Here is a 15216-nt window from a genome sequence, read left to right on the forward strand (position 1 = left end):
AACCCATGAACGATACTGACCGAGTGCCCGACGCCGAGACGCGGGACCAAGCGCCACAGGACGCGGATGAGCGCAGCGGCGCCAAAGTCCGCGTGCTTGAGAGCATTCGCGATACCCTGGCATTGGCGGGCGGTCGTCTGCCGCTGAAGGTGTTTCTGGAAGCCGTCGAGCAGTCCTCGGTGGCGATCTCGATCACCGATGCCAGTGCGCAGATCATCTATGCCAATCCGGCGTTCGAGCGCACCACCGGCTATGCGCCCACTGAAGTGCTCGGCCATAACGAATCGATCCTCTCCTACAAGACCACGCCGCGGGCGGTCTATCAGTCGATGTGGGCGGCCCTGTCGGCTCACCGGCCGTGGAGCGGGCGGCTGGTCAACCGGCGCAAATCGGGCGAGCCCTACATCGCCGAGCTGACGATCACGCCGGTGCTGGATGTCGACGGCTCCGTGACGCATTACCTCGGCATGCATCGTGATGTCACCGAGGTGCACCGGCTGGCGCATGAAGTCGCCAATCACAAGGCGCTGATGGAAGCCGTCGTCGATGGGGCGCCGGTGGCGATGGCGCTGGTCGACGAAAGCGGCCGGGTGGTGCTCGACAACCATGCTTACAAAGCCCTGATCGGCGATCTGGGTGAGCCTGAACCCGCACGTGCGGCGTTTCGGGCGCTCGGCGCAACGATGGGCACCGCCTGGGACCTGGCCTGGCAGGAGCGGCGTGGCTTCAGTGAGCGCGAGATTGTCTTTGAGCGTCCCGGTCCGCGCCCGGCGCGCTGGTTCACCGCCTCGGGCGTGTGGATCGGCACGATGGCGACCGAGGCGGGGGCCTTGTTCCAACCGCACCGCACGGCGCACATGCTGTTGATCCTGCAGGACGTCAGTGCACTGAAGCGGCGCCAGCAGGAGCAGAGTCTGGCGGCGGTGCGTCAGCTGCTCGCCGATCAGGAGCTGGTGCACAGCCTGCGTGAAGCGCTGCGCGGGGCGGCCTATCAGCTCGAAGCGCCGCTGAACATGATCGGAGCAGCGCTGCGCCTGCTGGAGCGGCGCGGGGCTCTGACTGACGCGCAGGCGCTCGCCGGCGTGCTGCGCGATGCGCTCGATACCGGTCGCGATGCGCTGGAGCGTCTGCAATCGGCGCTGCCGGTCGAGCATGAGGAAGCGCTGACACCGCTGAACTTCAACGAGTTGGTACGTGACGTGCTGATGCTGGCCACCGAGCGTTTGCTGGCCACCGGCGTCACCGTCAGCTGGGAGCCGGAGCCGACGCTGCCGAGCTATCCGGGGCGCGCGATTGCCTTGCGCAACGCGCTCAAGCAGCTGGTCGATAACGCAATCGAGGCCATGGACGTGCGCGGGCGCAGCCAGCGTGAACTGCACATCGTCACCGCAGCCGAAGGTGACAGCATTCTCGTCACCATCGAGGACACGGGGCCGGGCATTCCGGACGAACTGCGCCTGAAGGTCTTCGAGCCGTTCTTTACCACCAAGCGCGCCAGTGCGCGCAACAGTGGCATGGGATTGCCGATCGCGCAGGACATCGTCACGCGGCACGACGCAACTCTGGACATCAGCAGCGGCGAGCGCGGCGGTTGCCGCATCGATCTGCGCTTCCCGCTGCATGGTGTGATGCGAACGATGGAGGTGGTTCGTGATGCCGGAAACGATGCACCTGACGCCCGCTGACGTCAGGGATGATCCGGCGCGCCTGAACGCGCGGCTTGAGACACTGTATCGCGTCGGTCGGGTCCTCGCGCATTCCCTCGACTTCAACGAGACCTTGCGCGAATTGCTGGTGGTGCTCAGTGAAGGGGTCCAACTCGACTCCGGCATGGTGGCGCTGTTCGATCCGGATACCGAATCGCTGCGTGTCAGTTCTGCGCTCGGTGCCGATGCGGCGCGTGCCGAGGCGGTGATCTATCGCGCCGACGAGGGCATCATCAGCGCGGTGCGTCGCGAGAATCGGGCGATCGTGCTGGCGCGGGTGCGTGACGACTCGCGTTTTCTTGATCGTCTCGGTCTGTATGACCAGGACCGCCCGTTCATCGGTGTGCCGATTCGCTATGGCTCGACAGCCATCGGTGTTCTCGCGGCGCAACCGCCGTACAGCGATGTCGACGTGCTCGCCGGGCACAGCCACTTCATGGAAATGGTGGCCAGTCTGGTCGGGCAGACGGTGCGTCTTGCGCTCGGAGTCGAACAGGAGCGCAAACGGCTGACGGAAGAGCGTGACCAGCTGCGCCGCACCGTGCGCGGGCAGTTTGGCTTTTCCAACATCGTCGGCCACACCGTGGAAATGAAGCGGGTGTTCGAGCAGGTGCGGCAGGTTGCCAAATGGAACACTACCGTGCTGCTGCGTGGCGAGACGGGTACCGGTAAGGAGCTGATCGCCTCGGCGATCCACTTCAACTCACCGCGGGCTCAGGGCACGTTCGTCAAGCTCAATTGCGCGGCGCTGCCGGAAAACCTGCTGGAAAGCGAGCTGTTCGGCCACGAGAAAGGGGCGTTCACCGGCGCGATGACCCTGCGCAAGGGGCGCTTCGAGCTGGCCGATGGCGGCTCGCTGTTCCTCGACGAGATCGGTGAAATTTCCCCGGCGTTCCAGGCCAAGCTGCTGCGCGTGCTGCAGGAAGGCGAATTCGAGCGTATCGGCGGCACACGGACGCTGCGCGTCGATGTGCGCGTGATTGCTGCCACACACCGTGATCTTGAATCGCTGGTCGCCGAAGGCAAATTCCGTGAGGACCTTTATTACCGCCTCGCGGTCATGCCAATCCAGTTGCCGGCGCTGCGCGAGCGCGTCGAAGACATCCCGGAGATTGCCCGCTTCCTCGTCGAGCGCTTGAGCAAGGCGCAGGGGCGGCCGATCTCGCTGACCGACAGTGGTATCCGCCTGCTGATGCATCACGACTGGCCGGGCAACGTGCGTGAGTTGGAGAACTGCCTTGAGCGCGCGGCGGTGATGTCGGAGACCGGCGTCATCGACCGCGAGGCGGTCGAGCAGGCCGGCATCGTCGAGCGGGTCGCGCGGCCGCGGCCTGCACAGAACGTGGCTCGTGCCGACCTTGATGATCCCGAGCTCGACGAACGTGAGCGGGTCATCGCGGCGCTTGAACAGGCCGGCTGGGTTCAGGCCAAGGCGGCACGCCTGCTGGGCATGACGCCGCGTCAGATCGCGTACCGCATCCAGACGCTGGACATCAAGGTGAGGCAGATCTGATGGACGAGCGATATATTCAGCCGGATACTACGCGAGATACCACAAGTGGTGAGCGAGAAGGCGTATGGCCGGCAACCGTCTGGTCTGCAGGTGGCGTCCCAGGGCGCGAACTGCGCATGCGCGTCAGTGCACGCAACCATTTCGTCGGTCTGGTGCAGGCGCGCAGCCGCGGAGCGATCAATACCGAAGTGCTGCTGTCGCTGGATGGCGGCGAGTATCTGACGGCGACGGTGACCAATCGCGCGGCTGAGCATTTGGGCATCACGCTCGGCCAGCAGTGCCATGCCTTGTTCAAGGCGAGCAGTGTGCTGGTCGGCACGGGGGAGGCCCGGCTGAGCGTGCGTAATGTCTACTGCGGTACGGTGGTCGATTTGCAGCGCGGCCCGGTGAATGCCGAGCTGACCCTGCGTACCGCGGGCGGTCTGGAACTGACCGCGATGCTGACTGCGGCGGCGGTGGACTCGTTGGGGATGGCTGTCGGAGTCGAGGCCTTCGCGCTGGTCAAGGCGAGCGCCGTGATTTTGGCCGTGGAGTAACCAGTCGACTGGAGGGGTGTGGATGGAGCGTGCCGAGCGGGCGGAAGCACTGTTTTCGCGGCTGTACACAGTCGCGACGCCAGCTGGCGCGTTACGTATATTCGCCCGCCTGATGGCTTGGCGTGCAGCGGGCGGGCTCTGCGCCGTGGCGCCGCGCGCGGAGTTACCCGACGTGTTGCGGCGACATTTCCCGCAGGCGCTGGACTGGGCGGATGAGCTGGATGGCCCGACTCGCGCGGAAACCCTGCCGCAACGTGCTGACGAAGTGATCGACGTCGTCGAACTGCTGCGGGAGTTTCAGTCGGCCGAGGATCCTGATGCTTCGTGGGTGGCGCATGTCGTCGCCGAAGCCTGCCTCGAAGAGGATCACCTCTGGCAGGATCTGGGGCTTGAAACGCGCGGGCAGCTCGGTGAGTTGCTGGAGACGCATTTTGCTTCGCTGGCCCGGCGCAACACGCAGGACATGAAGTGGAAGCGGTTCCTGTACAAACAGCTCTGCGATCGCGAGCAGGTGCCGTGTCGCGCGCCCAGCTGTGCAGTCTGCACGGACTTCGCCAAATGCTTCGGCCCTGAAGACGGCCGTGCGCCGATCGCCTGGATGCGCCCGGAGCCGGATGCGGCGGCGCCCTCGGTGTCTGGCCACGATGACAGCGATACCGAGAGGATGTGATGGAGTTTGCCACGCTGACGATGCTGGACTGGGACCCTTTATGGCTGACGTTGCGTGTGGCGACGCTGGCGACGCTGGTGGCTTTGGTCCTCGGTACGGCATCAGCGCTGTTGTTTGCCCGGGTGCGTTTTCCTGGTCGGGATGTGCTCGATGCCATCCTGACGCTGCCGATGGTCATGCCTCCGACCGTGCTCGGTTATTACCTGATCGTCGTGTTCGGCCGTAACGGCTGGTTCGGCCCCTGGCTTGAACAGACTTTTGGCATACATCTGATCTTCACCTGGCAGGGTGCCGTCGTCGCCGCAGCCATTGTGGCGTTTCCGCTGGTATTCAAATCGGCCCGTGCCGCTTTTGAAAACATCGAGCCGACGCTGGAGCGTGCAGCGCGCACGCTGGGCTCGACTGAGCCGGCGGTGTTTTTTCGCGTCACGTTACCGCTGGCGACTCGTGGCATCGTCGCCGGTACGCTGCTGGCTTATGCGCGGGCAATGGGTGAATTCGGAGCGACCCTGATGATTGCCGGCAACCTGCCGGGACGTACGCAGACACTGTCGATGGCCGTATATGACGCGGTGCAGGCCGGCGATCAGGCGCGCGCCGACATGCTGGTGGTCGTGATTTCTGTGACGTGTGTGTTGATTCTTGTGGTCTCCGGGCGCCTGCTCGGGCCGCGGCACCATTGAGGGGGCCGCGATGAGGCTTTCGATTGATATCGATGTGCGCCTGCAGTCGCGCGAGCGCGTCTTCCTGCTCAACGTCAAGTTCGACTCCATCGACGATCGGCTGGTGATCTTCGGTCCGTCGGGAGCTGGCAAAAGCGTCACCATTCAGGCCATTGCCGGACTGATCCAGCCCACGCGCGGGCGTATCGAGCTGGGCGGTCGGGTGCTGTTCGATTCGGCGGCGGGGATCAACCTGCCGGCACGCGAGCGTCGCGTCGGCTACCTGTTCCAAGACTACGCGCTGTTTCCCCATCTCAATGTCGTCGAGAACGTTGGCTATGCGCTGCGCCGCTGGCCGTGGCCACTCGGCGTCGCCGAGCGCAAACGCATCGAGGACATGCTCAAGCTGTTCGGACTGCAGGGCTTGGCGAACAGCCATCCGCGCGAGCTTTCCGGCGGTCAGCGCCAGCGTGTGGCGTTGGCGCGCGCGCTGCTGCGCGAACCGGATGTGCTGCTGCTCGATGAGCCGTTCGCGGCGATGGATATCCTTCTGCGTGGCCGTATGCGCCAGGAACTGACCGATATCCAGGGCCGTTTCGGTGTGCCGATGGTGGTCATTACGCATGATCTGGAAGACGTGCAGGCGCTGGCCGACACCCTGGTGGTGTATGACCTCGGCCAGGTCGCCCGCACCATTCCCTGTGCCGAATGGCGGCGCCGGGAAGGTGAGGTGCGGGCGCGTGAACTGATCGCCGAGGTGTGTGCCGGGCAGTACGCAGAACTCTGATCCCGGCGGCACGTTGACGCCGGGCCGGAGCGCCCCCCCGACTAGGACCCGGCCGCTGTCTGCGGTCGGCCCCCTTGACGATGGCCGCGCGGCCGCATGGAGATTTGCCCGTGAACGAATTGCATCTGGACGAGGACCTTGTCGATTTCGGTCCCCTGCCGCCGAGCGTCAATGCCCTGCTGCAGCAGGGGGTGGCAACGTACATCACCGATCCGCCGCGTGCCGAGGCCTGCTTCCGCGCCGCGATCGATCTGGCGCCGAATACGCTGACGGCCTACCGCTGCCTGGTGAAGTTCTTTAACCGCCACCGGCGCTTTGAGGAAGGGCTCGAAGCCGTTGCCGACGGCATGCATGAGGCCGCACGTCAGTCCGGTATCGGCCTGAACTGGCCGGCGTGGCGGCCGGAGGAACTGCAGCCGGGGTTTCCGGCCCAGCGTTTCCTGCTGATGTCGCTGAAGGCGCTGGGCTTTCTTGAGCTGCGCCGCGGTAACCCGGCAATCGCCCAGCGTGCCGTCGCCAAGCTGATGGAGCTCGACCCGCAGGACGGTATCGGCTGGTCGGTGGTCGCCTCTCTACTGCCAGACGAGAACGATGCTGAATGAATGCGCCAGAGGCGGTATTCAGTGTCGAGCCGGTCGTGCATCGTGCCCTGGGACCGTTGCGGCGACTGCGTGTCGGCGACTTCGTGGATCTGCGCCTGACGCCTCAGGAGGCGAGCACACTGGCGCTGGCGCTGCATGCCGTGCGTGAGGGGCGCAGCGCCGAGCGCCAGTTGTTCCTCAGCCCGATCGCCAGTGATGGACATTTCAACGGCATCGTCGGGCCGGATGGCCTGACCATCACCTGCGTCCAGGGGCAGCAGCAGGCCGATGTCTGGCTGGACTGGGGTTCGGTCGAATCACTGGCGCTGGCGCTGGCGGCCTGAGCGTACCCCTTCAGGGGCGCAGCTCGATTGGCGTGCCGTCGGCGACGACACGCCAGATTTCGGCAATCTCGGTGTTGGTTACCGCGATACAGCCCTGTGTCCAGTCGCTCAGGCGGTGCAGGCGGCCGAGCCAGCCGGAACCGTTGCGCAAGCCGTGAATCATGATCGCACCGCCCGCTGGATGACCGGCGGTGCGGGCGCGGGCTTCATCATCGGTGTCCGGATACGACACGTGCAGCGACAGGTGGAAACGGCTGCGCGGGTTGCGCCAGTCGAGCCGGTAGAGCCCCTCCGGCGTACGGCCGTCGCCTTCCCGCTGCTTGTGACCGCGGGGCTGCGGCCCGAGCGCGACGCGGTACTCGCGCAGCACGGCGCCGTCCTGCAACAGCAGCAGCCGACGTTCATGCTTGAGCAGCAATACCTGATCGGCCCGGGCATCCGCCGGCAGCGGCCGGCGCGGCAGGTGTGCCCACAGCGCCACCGACAGCGGCGCGAGCAGGCCGAGACCGAGCAATACGCTGATCGCGGTGTTCATGCGCCATCCAGCAGGCGGATCTGCAGAGAAACCCGTTTCGTTCCCCCGTTGAGCCACTGCTGACCGACCTCGCGAAAGCCGTAGCGGGCATGAAAGCGTTGCGAGGCCGGGTTGGGCGGTTCGTCATCGATTTCGCAGGCGAGCAGGGGATCGCCTGCAGCCACGGCGAGTTCGATCAGCTCATCGTAGAGCCGGCCGGCAAGGCCATCACGGCGGGCCGATGCCGCGACGACGATGCGGTCGACGTAGGTGAAGCGTGGGTAGCGCGCGGCAAACCAGCGGTAGTTCGGGCTGTCGTAGGCGGTGCCGGCGCGCAGCGCGAGCAGAAAGGCGGCGATCGTGCCGTCGTCGCGGCTCACGGCAACCTGATGGCTGGCTGCCAGGCTGTCGAGCCAGGTCAGCCGCGCAGTATCGAGCGGGCTCAGATAACGCACGGATTCGGCATTGAGCGTAAGGATCGCCGGAAAGTCGGCGGCGGTGGCTCGGCGGTACAGATATCGAGGCATGGACGGAGCGCATTCCTGCGTGGTGGGGGCTTATGCGTGTGTGGCGCGTCCCAGCTGTCGCGTGCCGTACAAAACACCGCGCCCGAGGCTGTCACGAACACTACAAACTGCATGGTTGCAGGGATTTAAAATCATTTAAATCATTTGCTTATTCAACTGGCACGGCTCTTGGAACTGCTTCTTCGTCCGCCACTAACGAGTTGCGCGAGGGAGAACACGATGGAACTACCCGTGCTGTCCAATGTTTACGCCGAACCCGAAGCTTCTGAGTCGGGCGGCTGTGCTTCCCACAGCTGCGGCTCGACCAATGACCAGATGGGTCACCTGCCCGAACACATCCGCCAGAAGGTGTTCGACCACCCGTGCTACTCGGAAGAGGCACATCACCACTTCGCCCGCATGCACGTCGCCGTCGCGCCGGCGTGCAATATCCAGTGCAACTACTGCAACCGCAAGTACGACTGCGCCAACGAATCGCGTCCCGGTGTGGTCTCCGAACTGCTCTCTCCGGAGCAGGCGGTGAAGAAGGTGCTCGCCGTCGGCGCCGAGATTCCTCAGCTGTCGGTGCTCGGCATCGCCGGTCCCGGCGATCCGCTCGGCAACCCGGAGCGCACCTTCGAGACCTTCCGCCTGCTGCAGGAGAAGGCCCCGGACATCAAGCTGTGCGTGTCCACCAACGGTCTGGCACTGCCGGAACTGGTCGACGAGATCGCCAAGTACAACATCGACCACGTCACCATCACCATCAACTGCATCGACCCCGACGTCGGCGCGCAGATCTACCCGTGGATCTACTGGGAGAACAAGCGCATCCGCGGTCGCGAAGGGGCGGCGATCCTCATCGAGCAGCAGCAGAAGGGCCTGCAGATGCTGACCGACCGCGGCATCCTGGTGAAGGTCAACTCGGTGATGATCCCGGGGGTCAATGACAAGCACCTGGCTGAAGTCTCCAAGGTGGTCAAGGCCAAGGGCGCGTTCCTGCACAACGTCATGCCGCTGATCGCCGAGGAAGAGCACGGCACCTACTACGGCATCATGCACCAGCGCGGTCCGACCCACGACGAGCTCAACGAGCTGCAGGACGCCTGCTCCGGTGACATGAACATGATGCGTCACTGCCGCCAGTGCCGTGCCGATGCCGTCGGTCTGCTTGGCGAGGATCGTGGTGAGGAGTTCAGCATCGATCTGGTCGAAGAGATGGATATCGACCTGGAAGCCGCCGCCGCCCGCCGCGCCGCAATCAAGGCTGGCATCACCGAGATGCTCGAAGAGCAGCGCGCGGCCAAGGCTGCCAAGGCGGCGACGCTGGTGCAGCTCGACCTGCCGCAGACGCGCGCCGTGAAGATGGCGATCGCCACCACCGGCGGTGGCGTCATCAACCAGCACTTCGGTCACGCCACCGAGTTCCTCGTCTACGAGGTCACGGCGACCGCGATCCGCTTCCTCAGCCATCGCAAGGTCGAGGCCTACTGCTCGGGTGGCGACACTTGCGGTGAGGCGGAGACGGCGCTGCAGCGCACCGTGCGCACGCTGGAAGGTTGCGAGACGGTGCTGTGCGCCAAGATCGGCTTCGAACCCTGGGGCATGCTCGAAGCGGCCGGTGTCATGCCGAACGGTGAGCACGCCTACGAGCCGATCGAGGAAGCGCTGCGCGCGGTGTACGACGAGATGCGCGCGGCCGGCAAGCTCGCCACGCCCGCCGAAGCTCGGATGACGGCCTGAGAAGGAGGCGCCCCCCATGTCCCTGACCATCACGAACGTCTGCGTCGGCTGCTATGCCTGCGAACCCGTCTGCCCGAACAAGGCGATCAGCTCCGGCAATCCGGTGTTCACGATCGATCCCGATCTGTGCACTGAATGCCTTGGCGATCATGACGCGCCGCAGTGTGCCGAGATCTGCCCGATCGAGTGCGCAATCATCGACGAGTACGGCGAGTCGCTGAACCCGCCGGGTTCGCTGACCGGGATTCCGGTGGAGCGTCTCCACGAGCTGGGTCTGGTTCCGGACTTCGCCTGAGGTCCGCCCGATGGCCACGATCGTGTTCTGGGGCAAGCCGGGCTGTCTGACCAACGGCGAGCAGCAGAAGCTGCTGCGCGCCGCCGGTCACGCGCTTGAAGTCCGCGACCTGTTGACGGAAGCCTGGACGCCGGCCTGGCTGGCGTCCTTCCTCGATACCCGCTCGCCGGTGGCGAGCTGGTTCAATTCTTCCGCGCCGAAAATCAAGTCGGGCGAAGTCGATCCCACGGCCTTCAGCGCCGAGCAGGCGCTGGCGCGTTTGTGCGCCGAGCCGTTGCTGATCCGCCGGCCGCTGCTGGAGATCGATGGCTCGCTGCGCCTGCAGGGCTTCGATGCCGCACGTCTGCAGACCTGGCTGCCACAAGCGAAGTCGCTGCCGGACGGCTGTTCCAGCGCGACGATGGAGCCTTGCCCGACACCGAGTGCCGAAGAGGGGTTCACATGATAAGCCCCGCGTCGGCGATTCCCGATGGTGAAGCGGTCGAACTCGCACCAGGAGTGCACTGGGTCGGCGCGTTCGACCCTTCTCTACGTCGTTTCGATCTGATCCTGAGCACCGCCAACGGCACCAGCTACAACGCCTACGCCGTGCGCGGCAGCGAGGGCGTCGTCGTCGTCGATACGGTCAAGAGCGAGTTCGCCGACGTGTTTTTTGCGCGGCTCGAAACCATCTGCGACTACAGCGAAATCCGCGCGATCGTGCTCAACCATCTGGAGCCGGATCACAGCGGTGCCCTGCCCGAGCTGCTGCGCCGCGCGCCGCAGGCCGAGGTGCTGCTGTCGACGCGCGCGCAGTCGATGCTCAAGGCGGTGACCAAGGCCGACGGCGTCGAGTACAGCTACCGGCCGGTTGCCACCGGCGACACGCTGTCGCTCGGTGATCGCACGCTGCGCTTCATCTCGACGCCGTTCCTGCACTGGCCGGATACGCAGTGCACTTACCTCGAAGAGCTCAGCGTGCTGTTCTCCGGCGATGTGTTCGGCTGCCATTTCTGTGACCAGCGGCTGTTCAACGACCGCGTCGGCGATTTCCGCTACGCCTTCGAGTACTACTACCGGCACATCATGCGGCCGTTCCGCTCGCATGTGATCGAAGCCCTTGATCTGCTCGAACCGCTTGAGCTGGCGCTGATCGCGCCGGCGCACGGCCCGGTGTTGCGCGATGGTCCCCGCGACTACGTCGACCGCTACCGCACGCTGGCACAGCCGACGCTGCAGGCGGAAACCTGCGCCGGTGAGAAGACCCTGCTGATCTTCTACCTCTCGGCTTACGGCAACACCGAGCGTATGGCGCAGGCGGTCTACGCCGGTGCCGAAGGCGTCGAGGGCTGCCGGGTATCGCTGTTCGATCTCGAAGGCTCGGAGCCGTCGCTGTTCGTCGATCTGATCGAGGAGGCCGATGGCTTCGTCATCGGCTCGCCGACGATCAACGGTGATGCCGTCAAGCCGGCCTGGGATCTGCTGTCCTCGCTGACCCTGGTCAAGCTGCGCGGCAAGCTCGGCGGAGCCTTCGGTTCCTACGGCTGGTCCGGCGAGGCGGTGCAGATGCTGGAGGACCGCCTGCGTGGTTTGAAGCTGGTGGTGCCGCGGCATGGCCCGAAAGTGAAGCTGATCCCCACAGAAGAAGAGCTCGACGAATGCCGTGCCTTTGGCCGGGCGCTCGCCGAGCACCTGACCGGTGTCGCGAATCAGGCGCGTGTCGTCGATTTCGCGGACCTGATTCGTCCCTGACCCCAGCGGAGAGCCCCCCATGCCCAAAGCGGAAGTGCTGTTTGAAGACATCGGTGTGACCGTCAAAGTCCCCGCCGGTACCCGACTGATCGAGATCTCGGAACGAGTCGGTGCCGGCATCACCTACGGCTGCCGCGAGGGCGAGTGCGGCACCTGCCTGACACGCATCGTCAAGGGACAGGAGCATCTCGCTCGCCCCTCGGTGCTGGAAGACAAGGTGCTCAAGGAACAGATGGCCGGCCCCCACGAGCGGCTCGCCTGCCAGGCGCAGGTGCTGGGCGGCACGATCGTCGTGCGGCCCTGAAGAACCCGAGGATCGGGCGGATTGGTCCGGTCCGGGTTTTCCGAGAGAGGTAGTACACGCATGCCCAACATTACGTTTTCCAGTCCGATTCACAAGGACAAGACGGTCTATGCCGTTGCCGGCAGCTTCACCAAGACCGTGCTGACCATTGCCCAGGAGAACCACATCCCGATCGACTTCAGCTGCGGTGACGGCGAGTGCGGCACCTGCCTGGTCAAGGTCACCAGTCTGGAGAAGAAAGGCCGCATGGCCGGCCCGCTGACGCTGAAGGAAGTGGATGTACTCAAGGATCTGCACAAGGTCACCCGCGAAGAGCTGGAGAAGATGTACGTCGACGACCTGCCGGTGCAGTGGCGGCTGGCCTGTCAGCTGCAGGTGCGCGATGAGGATCTGCTGATCGAATACGGTCAGGAGGACAAGGTGTTCGCCTGAGGCTTAGACTCGGGTCCGGCACGGCTGGCCTGCAGGGCAGGCTGGCCGTGTGTTCGCACCGGCGGGCACGAGGAGGAGTTCCATGCATTACATCAGTGACCTTCAGCTGCAGCGTCTGATCGAAGAAGATCTGCCGTCCGGCGATCTGACGACACAGACTCTGGGCATCGGCACCGCAGCGGCGCGCATGGAGTTCTTTGCTCGTGGCGATATGACCGTGGCAACGATCGAAGAGGCCGCGCGCATCCTCGAAATGCTTGGGGTTCGTGCCCGAGCGGCCTGCTGCAGCGGCGCACAGGTCAGCGCCGGTACACGCCTGCTCAGTGCCACAGGCCCGGCCGGTGCAATCTTTGCCGGTTGGAAAGTGGCGCAGAACCTGGTCGAGTGGGCCTCCGGCATTGCCAGCGAGGCACGCAGCATCGTCGACGCCGCGCATGCGGTCGATCGTTCCGTCGTCGTTGCCTGTACCCGCAAGGCGCCGCCCGGCACGCGGATTCTGGCGCAGAAAGCGGTGGTTGCCGGTGGTGCGTCGATTCATCGCATCGGTCTGTCGGACACGGTGCTGCTGTTTCCGGAACATCGTCAGTTTGGTGGTAACGAAGCACTGCGCGATCAACTGGCCCGTCTGCGCATGAGCTGCCCCGAGCGCAAGCTGGTCGTCGAAGTCAAGAACATCGGTGAGGCGCTGATTGCCGCGCGCAATGGGGCCGATGTGCTGCAGCTGGAAAAATTTTCCCCGTCGGGCGTGACCGATACCATCGCCATGCTGCGTGAACTCGGTCATGCAGGACCGCTGATCGCCGTTGCCGGTGGCATCAATGCGCGTAACGTCGCTGACTACATCAGGGCGGGGGCACGCATTGTGGTGACTTCATCGCCGTATACCGCGCGTCCTGCCGATGTGCAGGTGGTCATCGACGCTGTTCCCGAGCGCTGAGCCGGGCAAATCCCTGCCTCTTTCGTTGACGTGCCCTGATCGCTGCAGGGCAGGCCGGTGATATCCGACCTGCCCGCTGGGCACGCGAAACAATAAATCCCCTCATCCCGCCCCTCGCCGAGGATCGAGGGGACGCGACCGGCTTGCCTCCCCCCGAAGGCAAGCGGCCGGGGACGAGGGGGTGAACTTTGCCTCAGGCGGTTTCGGTCTCCGGGGAGAGTGCAGCGCGCAGATCGGCTTCCATGATTTCCAGCCCCAGGCGTGCGCAGAAGTTGCGTGCCTTGCGTGTCGGAGCCTTGATCACGGCGGTGCCGCCCGCCGCGCCATAGAGCAGATCGGTGAGCATCATGCGCTCGGTGTCGTTGTCGAGTTCGAAGCCGAGCAGCAGGTAATGCTTGCCCATGCGCTGTGGCTTGAGGAATGCCGGCACCGCGAGCCCGCCCATCAGCTCGGTCAGGTAATCGACGTAGTCGGCGTCCGAAGCGAGAAACAGCGGTTTCGGCAGCGGGCTGCCCGCAGGTTTGAAGAGGATCGGCTGACCATCTTCGGGTTCGGCATCGATCGGCAGCGGACGGCAGAGCCCTTCCTCGCAGCGCCACAGCTCATAGCGCACGGCCGGTCCGGCCATGCGCGCCAGCCCGCGGATCAGGAAATAGGAGCTGGTGGTTGAGCGCATCAGCGTCTGCATGCCTGCGTCGCGGTTGAGGTCGAGCAGATAGGGCGGGGCGAGTTCGGCGAGCTTGGTATGGAGTTGTGCCGTGCTCCAGCGCTCCGGCCGATGCAGTTCGGTGAGGAAGCGCTCGACAGCGGAACGGCCGCGCTTGAGTTCGACGTTCATCGCCGCGCGGGTGAATTCGCAGGCGAGTTTCGGTGCCATCGGACGGCCGTTGTTGAGCGCCGTCGACAGCGGGCCCGGGTCGATCGGCAGGGCCTCACCGGTTTTCACGTCGCGAACGTCGGCGAGTACGCCAGGGCCGAGGACCGGAACGAGGGCGCCGCTGCGGATCGCTTCGGCATGGCGGTCTAGAAGGGCGAGTGGCATGGCGGGGTACTCCGCAAGGCGGGCTGGGGGCCGGATATTTGAGTGTTGCCATTGCACTTTCAATACCCGGGCCAACTTGTCATATTATTGATTTAAATCAATTTACGTACCTTTTTGAGTGCTCGTGAGGCGACACATCCCTGCGCATTGTAGGGATTGCGACAGACAGGGATATGTGTGCCTTGTCGACTTGTCGCCATGACCCAGTGCCCTGGAGAGAGTCGAATTCCGTCAGCCGTCAGTGCCGTCCGTATGCGCTGAAAAAGGGCTCTTTTCCGTCCCTATAAGGAGGGGAGGCGGGTGGATGTCGGCAGGGCGTATTCGGTTTCACTGTCAATCGGAACCATGACCGCAAAAACAGTGTGGTCATCACGACAGGAAGCACAGGATTTTTGTAGGGAACGACACGTTCGTTTGAGTTTTGTACGTATCGCTTTTTTTGTTTTAAAACAATGTGTTATGAGTGTTATTCAGTGTTGGCACGGGGTTTGAAGATGTCTTTGGTCGAGCGAGACCGCAAATCGCTTCCGACCGGCACAAACCCACACAGGAGAACACCCATGGCACTGCGTCAATGCGCCATTTACGGTAAAGGTGGTATCGGCAAGTCCACCACTACCCAGAATCTCGTTGCCGCCCTCGCTGAGGCTGGCAAGCACGTCATGATCGTCGGTTGCGACCCGAAGGCCGACTCCACCCGCCTGATCCTGCACTCCAAGGCGCAGACCACCGTCATGCACCTGGCCGCGGAAGCCGGCTCGGTCGAAGACCTCGAACTCGATGACGTGCTCTCCGTCGGCTTCGGCGGCGTCAAGTGCGTCGAGTCGGGCGGCCCGGAGCCGGGCGTCGGCTGCGCCGGCCGTGGCGTCATCACCGCCATCAACTTCCTCGAAGAGGAAGGCGCCTATGACGA

Annotated in this window: 19 protein-coding genes; 16 read left to right on the forward strand and 3 right to left on the reverse strand. The window is 64.5% G+C overall.

From position 1 onward, the window contains the following. Window positions 1-5 precede the first annotated feature (5 nt). The 8 genes from nifL to C7443_RS18695 all read left to right on the forward strand — a co-directional run bounded on the left by nifL (window position 6) and on the right by C7443_RS18695 (window position 6799). Window positions 6-1685 carry a nitrogen fixation negative regulator NifL gene (gene nifL, locus C7443_RS18660; protein WP_110020417.1) on the forward strand — a complete coding sequence of 560 codons (1680 nt, stop codon included), beginning with the start codon at window positions 6-8 and terminating at the stop codon, window positions 1683-1685. Beyond that, window positions 1654-3219, forward strand: coding sequence for a nif-specific transcriptional activator NifA (gene nifA, locus C7443_RS18665; RefSeq protein WP_246004720.1), 1566 nt, complete (start codon window positions 1654-1656; stop codon window positions 3217-3219). The genes nifL and nifA overlap by 32 nt, the downstream gene beginning before the upstream one ends. Further along, entirely contained in the window at window positions 3219-3755 is a 537-nt protein-coding gene (locus tag C7443_RS18670) for a TOBE domain-containing protein (RefSeq protein ID WP_246004721.1), read from the forward strand. Before nifA ends, C7443_RS18670 begins: the two co-directional genes overlap by 1 nt. Before the next feature lie 22 nt (window positions 3756-3777). After that, window positions 3778-4425, forward strand: a complete 648-nt coding sequence (locus C7443_RS18675) for a nitrogen fixation protein NifQ (RefSeq protein WP_110020420.1) — start codon at window positions 3778-3780, stop codon at window positions 4423-4425. A gap of 20 nt (window positions 4426-4445) precedes the next feature. Beyond that, window positions 4446-5108, forward strand: coding sequence for a molybdate ABC transporter permease subunit (modB, locus tag C7443_RS18680; RefSeq protein WP_211346209.1), 663 nt, complete (start codon window positions 4446-4448; stop codon window positions 5106-5108). A gap of 10 nt (window positions 5109-5118) precedes the next feature. Then, entirely contained in the window at window positions 5119-5874 is a 756-nt protein-coding gene (locus C7443_RS18685) for an ATP-binding cassette domain-containing protein (protein WP_110020424.1), read from the forward strand. Between the two features lie 110 nt (window positions 5875-5984). After that, on the forward strand, window positions 5985-6476 hold the full coding sequence (locus C7443_RS18690; protein WP_110020426.1) for a tetratricopeptide repeat protein: 492 nt from the start codon (window positions 5985-5987) through the stop codon (window positions 6474-6476). After that, window positions 6473-6799: a hypothetical protein gene (locus C7443_RS18695; RefSeq protein ID WP_110020427.1), complete on the forward strand. Its 327-nt coding sequence runs from the start codon at window positions 6473-6475 to the stop codon at window positions 6797-6799. The genes C7443_RS18690 and C7443_RS18695 overlap by 4 nt, the downstream gene beginning before the upstream one ends. Before the next feature lie 10 nt (window positions 6800-6809). Here C7443_RS18695 and C7443_RS18700 read toward each other — a convergent pair whose 3' ends face one another. Then, window positions 6810-7334 carry a L,D-transpeptidase family protein gene (locus C7443_RS18700; RefSeq protein ID WP_110020429.1) on the reverse strand — a complete coding sequence of 175 codons (525 nt, stop codon included), beginning with the start codon at window positions 7332-7334 and terminating at the stop codon, window positions 6810-6812. After that, the gene (locus C7443_RS18705) at window positions 7331-7840 is read right to left on the reverse strand and encodes a GNAT family N-acetyltransferase (protein ID WP_211346206.1); all 510 of its coding nucleotides are present in this window, start codon (window positions 7838-7840) and stop codon (window positions 7331-7333) included. The genes C7443_RS18700 and C7443_RS18705 overlap by 4 nt, the downstream gene beginning before the upstream one ends. 219 nt (window positions 7841-8059) lie before the next feature. Here C7443_RS18705 and nifB point away from each other — a divergent pair, with 219 nt between their 5' ends. From nifB to modD, 7 genes are all read left to right on the forward strand, one after another. Beyond that, the gene (gene nifB, locus C7443_RS18710) at window positions 8060-9562 is read left to right on the forward strand and encodes a nitrogenase cofactor biosynthesis protein NifB (RefSeq protein WP_110020431.1); all 1503 of its coding nucleotides are present in this window, start codon (window positions 8060-8062) and stop codon (window positions 9560-9562) included. Between the two features lie 16 nt (window positions 9563-9578). Beyond that, window positions 9579-9857 carry a 4Fe-4S binding protein gene (locus C7443_RS18715; RefSeq protein WP_110020433.1) on the forward strand — a complete coding sequence of 93 codons (279 nt, stop codon included), beginning with the start codon at window positions 9579-9581 and terminating at the stop codon, window positions 9855-9857. A gap of 10 nt (window positions 9858-9867) precedes the next feature. Next, entirely contained in the window at window positions 9868-10302 is a 435-nt protein-coding gene (locus tag C7443_RS18720) for a thioredoxin domain-containing protein (RefSeq protein ID WP_110020434.1), read from the forward strand. Next, window positions 10299-11588 carry an FprA family A-type flavoprotein gene (locus tag C7443_RS18725; RefSeq protein WP_110020436.1) on the forward strand — a complete coding sequence of 430 codons (1290 nt, stop codon included), beginning with the start codon at window positions 10299-10301 and terminating at the stop codon, window positions 11586-11588. The genes C7443_RS18720 and C7443_RS18725 overlap by 4 nt, the downstream gene beginning before the upstream one ends. 19 nt (window positions 11589-11607) lie before the next feature. Further along, entirely contained in the window at window positions 11608-11892 is a 285-nt protein-coding gene (locus C7443_RS18730; RefSeq protein WP_110020437.1) for a 2Fe-2S iron-sulfur cluster-binding protein, read from the forward strand. A gap of 60 nt (window positions 11893-11952) precedes the next feature. Continuing rightward, window positions 11953-12324, forward strand: coding sequence for a 2Fe-2S iron-sulfur cluster-binding protein (locus C7443_RS18735; RefSeq protein WP_110020439.1), 372 nt, complete (start codon window positions 11953-11955; stop codon window positions 12322-12324). Window positions 12325-12406: 82 nt separating this feature from the next. Next, on the forward strand, window positions 12407-13261 hold the full coding sequence (gene modD / locus C7443_RS18740; RefSeq protein WP_110020441.1) for a ModD protein: 855 nt from the start codon (window positions 12407-12409) through the stop codon (window positions 13259-13261). Between the two features lie 193 nt (window positions 13262-13454). On the opposite strand, the gene C7443_RS18745 is transcribed toward modD, so the two are convergent. Next, the gene (locus tag C7443_RS18745) at window positions 13455-14303 is read right to left on the reverse strand and encodes an SIR2 family protein (RefSeq protein WP_110020442.1); all 849 of its coding nucleotides are present in this window, start codon (window positions 14301-14303) and stop codon (window positions 13455-13457) included. A gap of 560 nt (window positions 14304-14863) precedes the next feature. Between C7443_RS18745 and C7443_RS18750 the strand changes: the two genes are divergently transcribed. Next, window positions 14864-15216: AAA family ATPase (locus C7443_RS18750; protein ID WP_146213345.1), on the forward strand; the 353-nt coding region annotated here is incomplete at its 3' end.

The organism is Plasticicumulans acidivorans (assembly GCF_003182095.1).
Taxonomy (GTDB): Bacteria; Pseudomonadota; Gammaproteobacteria; order Competibacterales; family Competibacteraceae; genus Plasticicumulans; species Plasticicumulans acidivorans.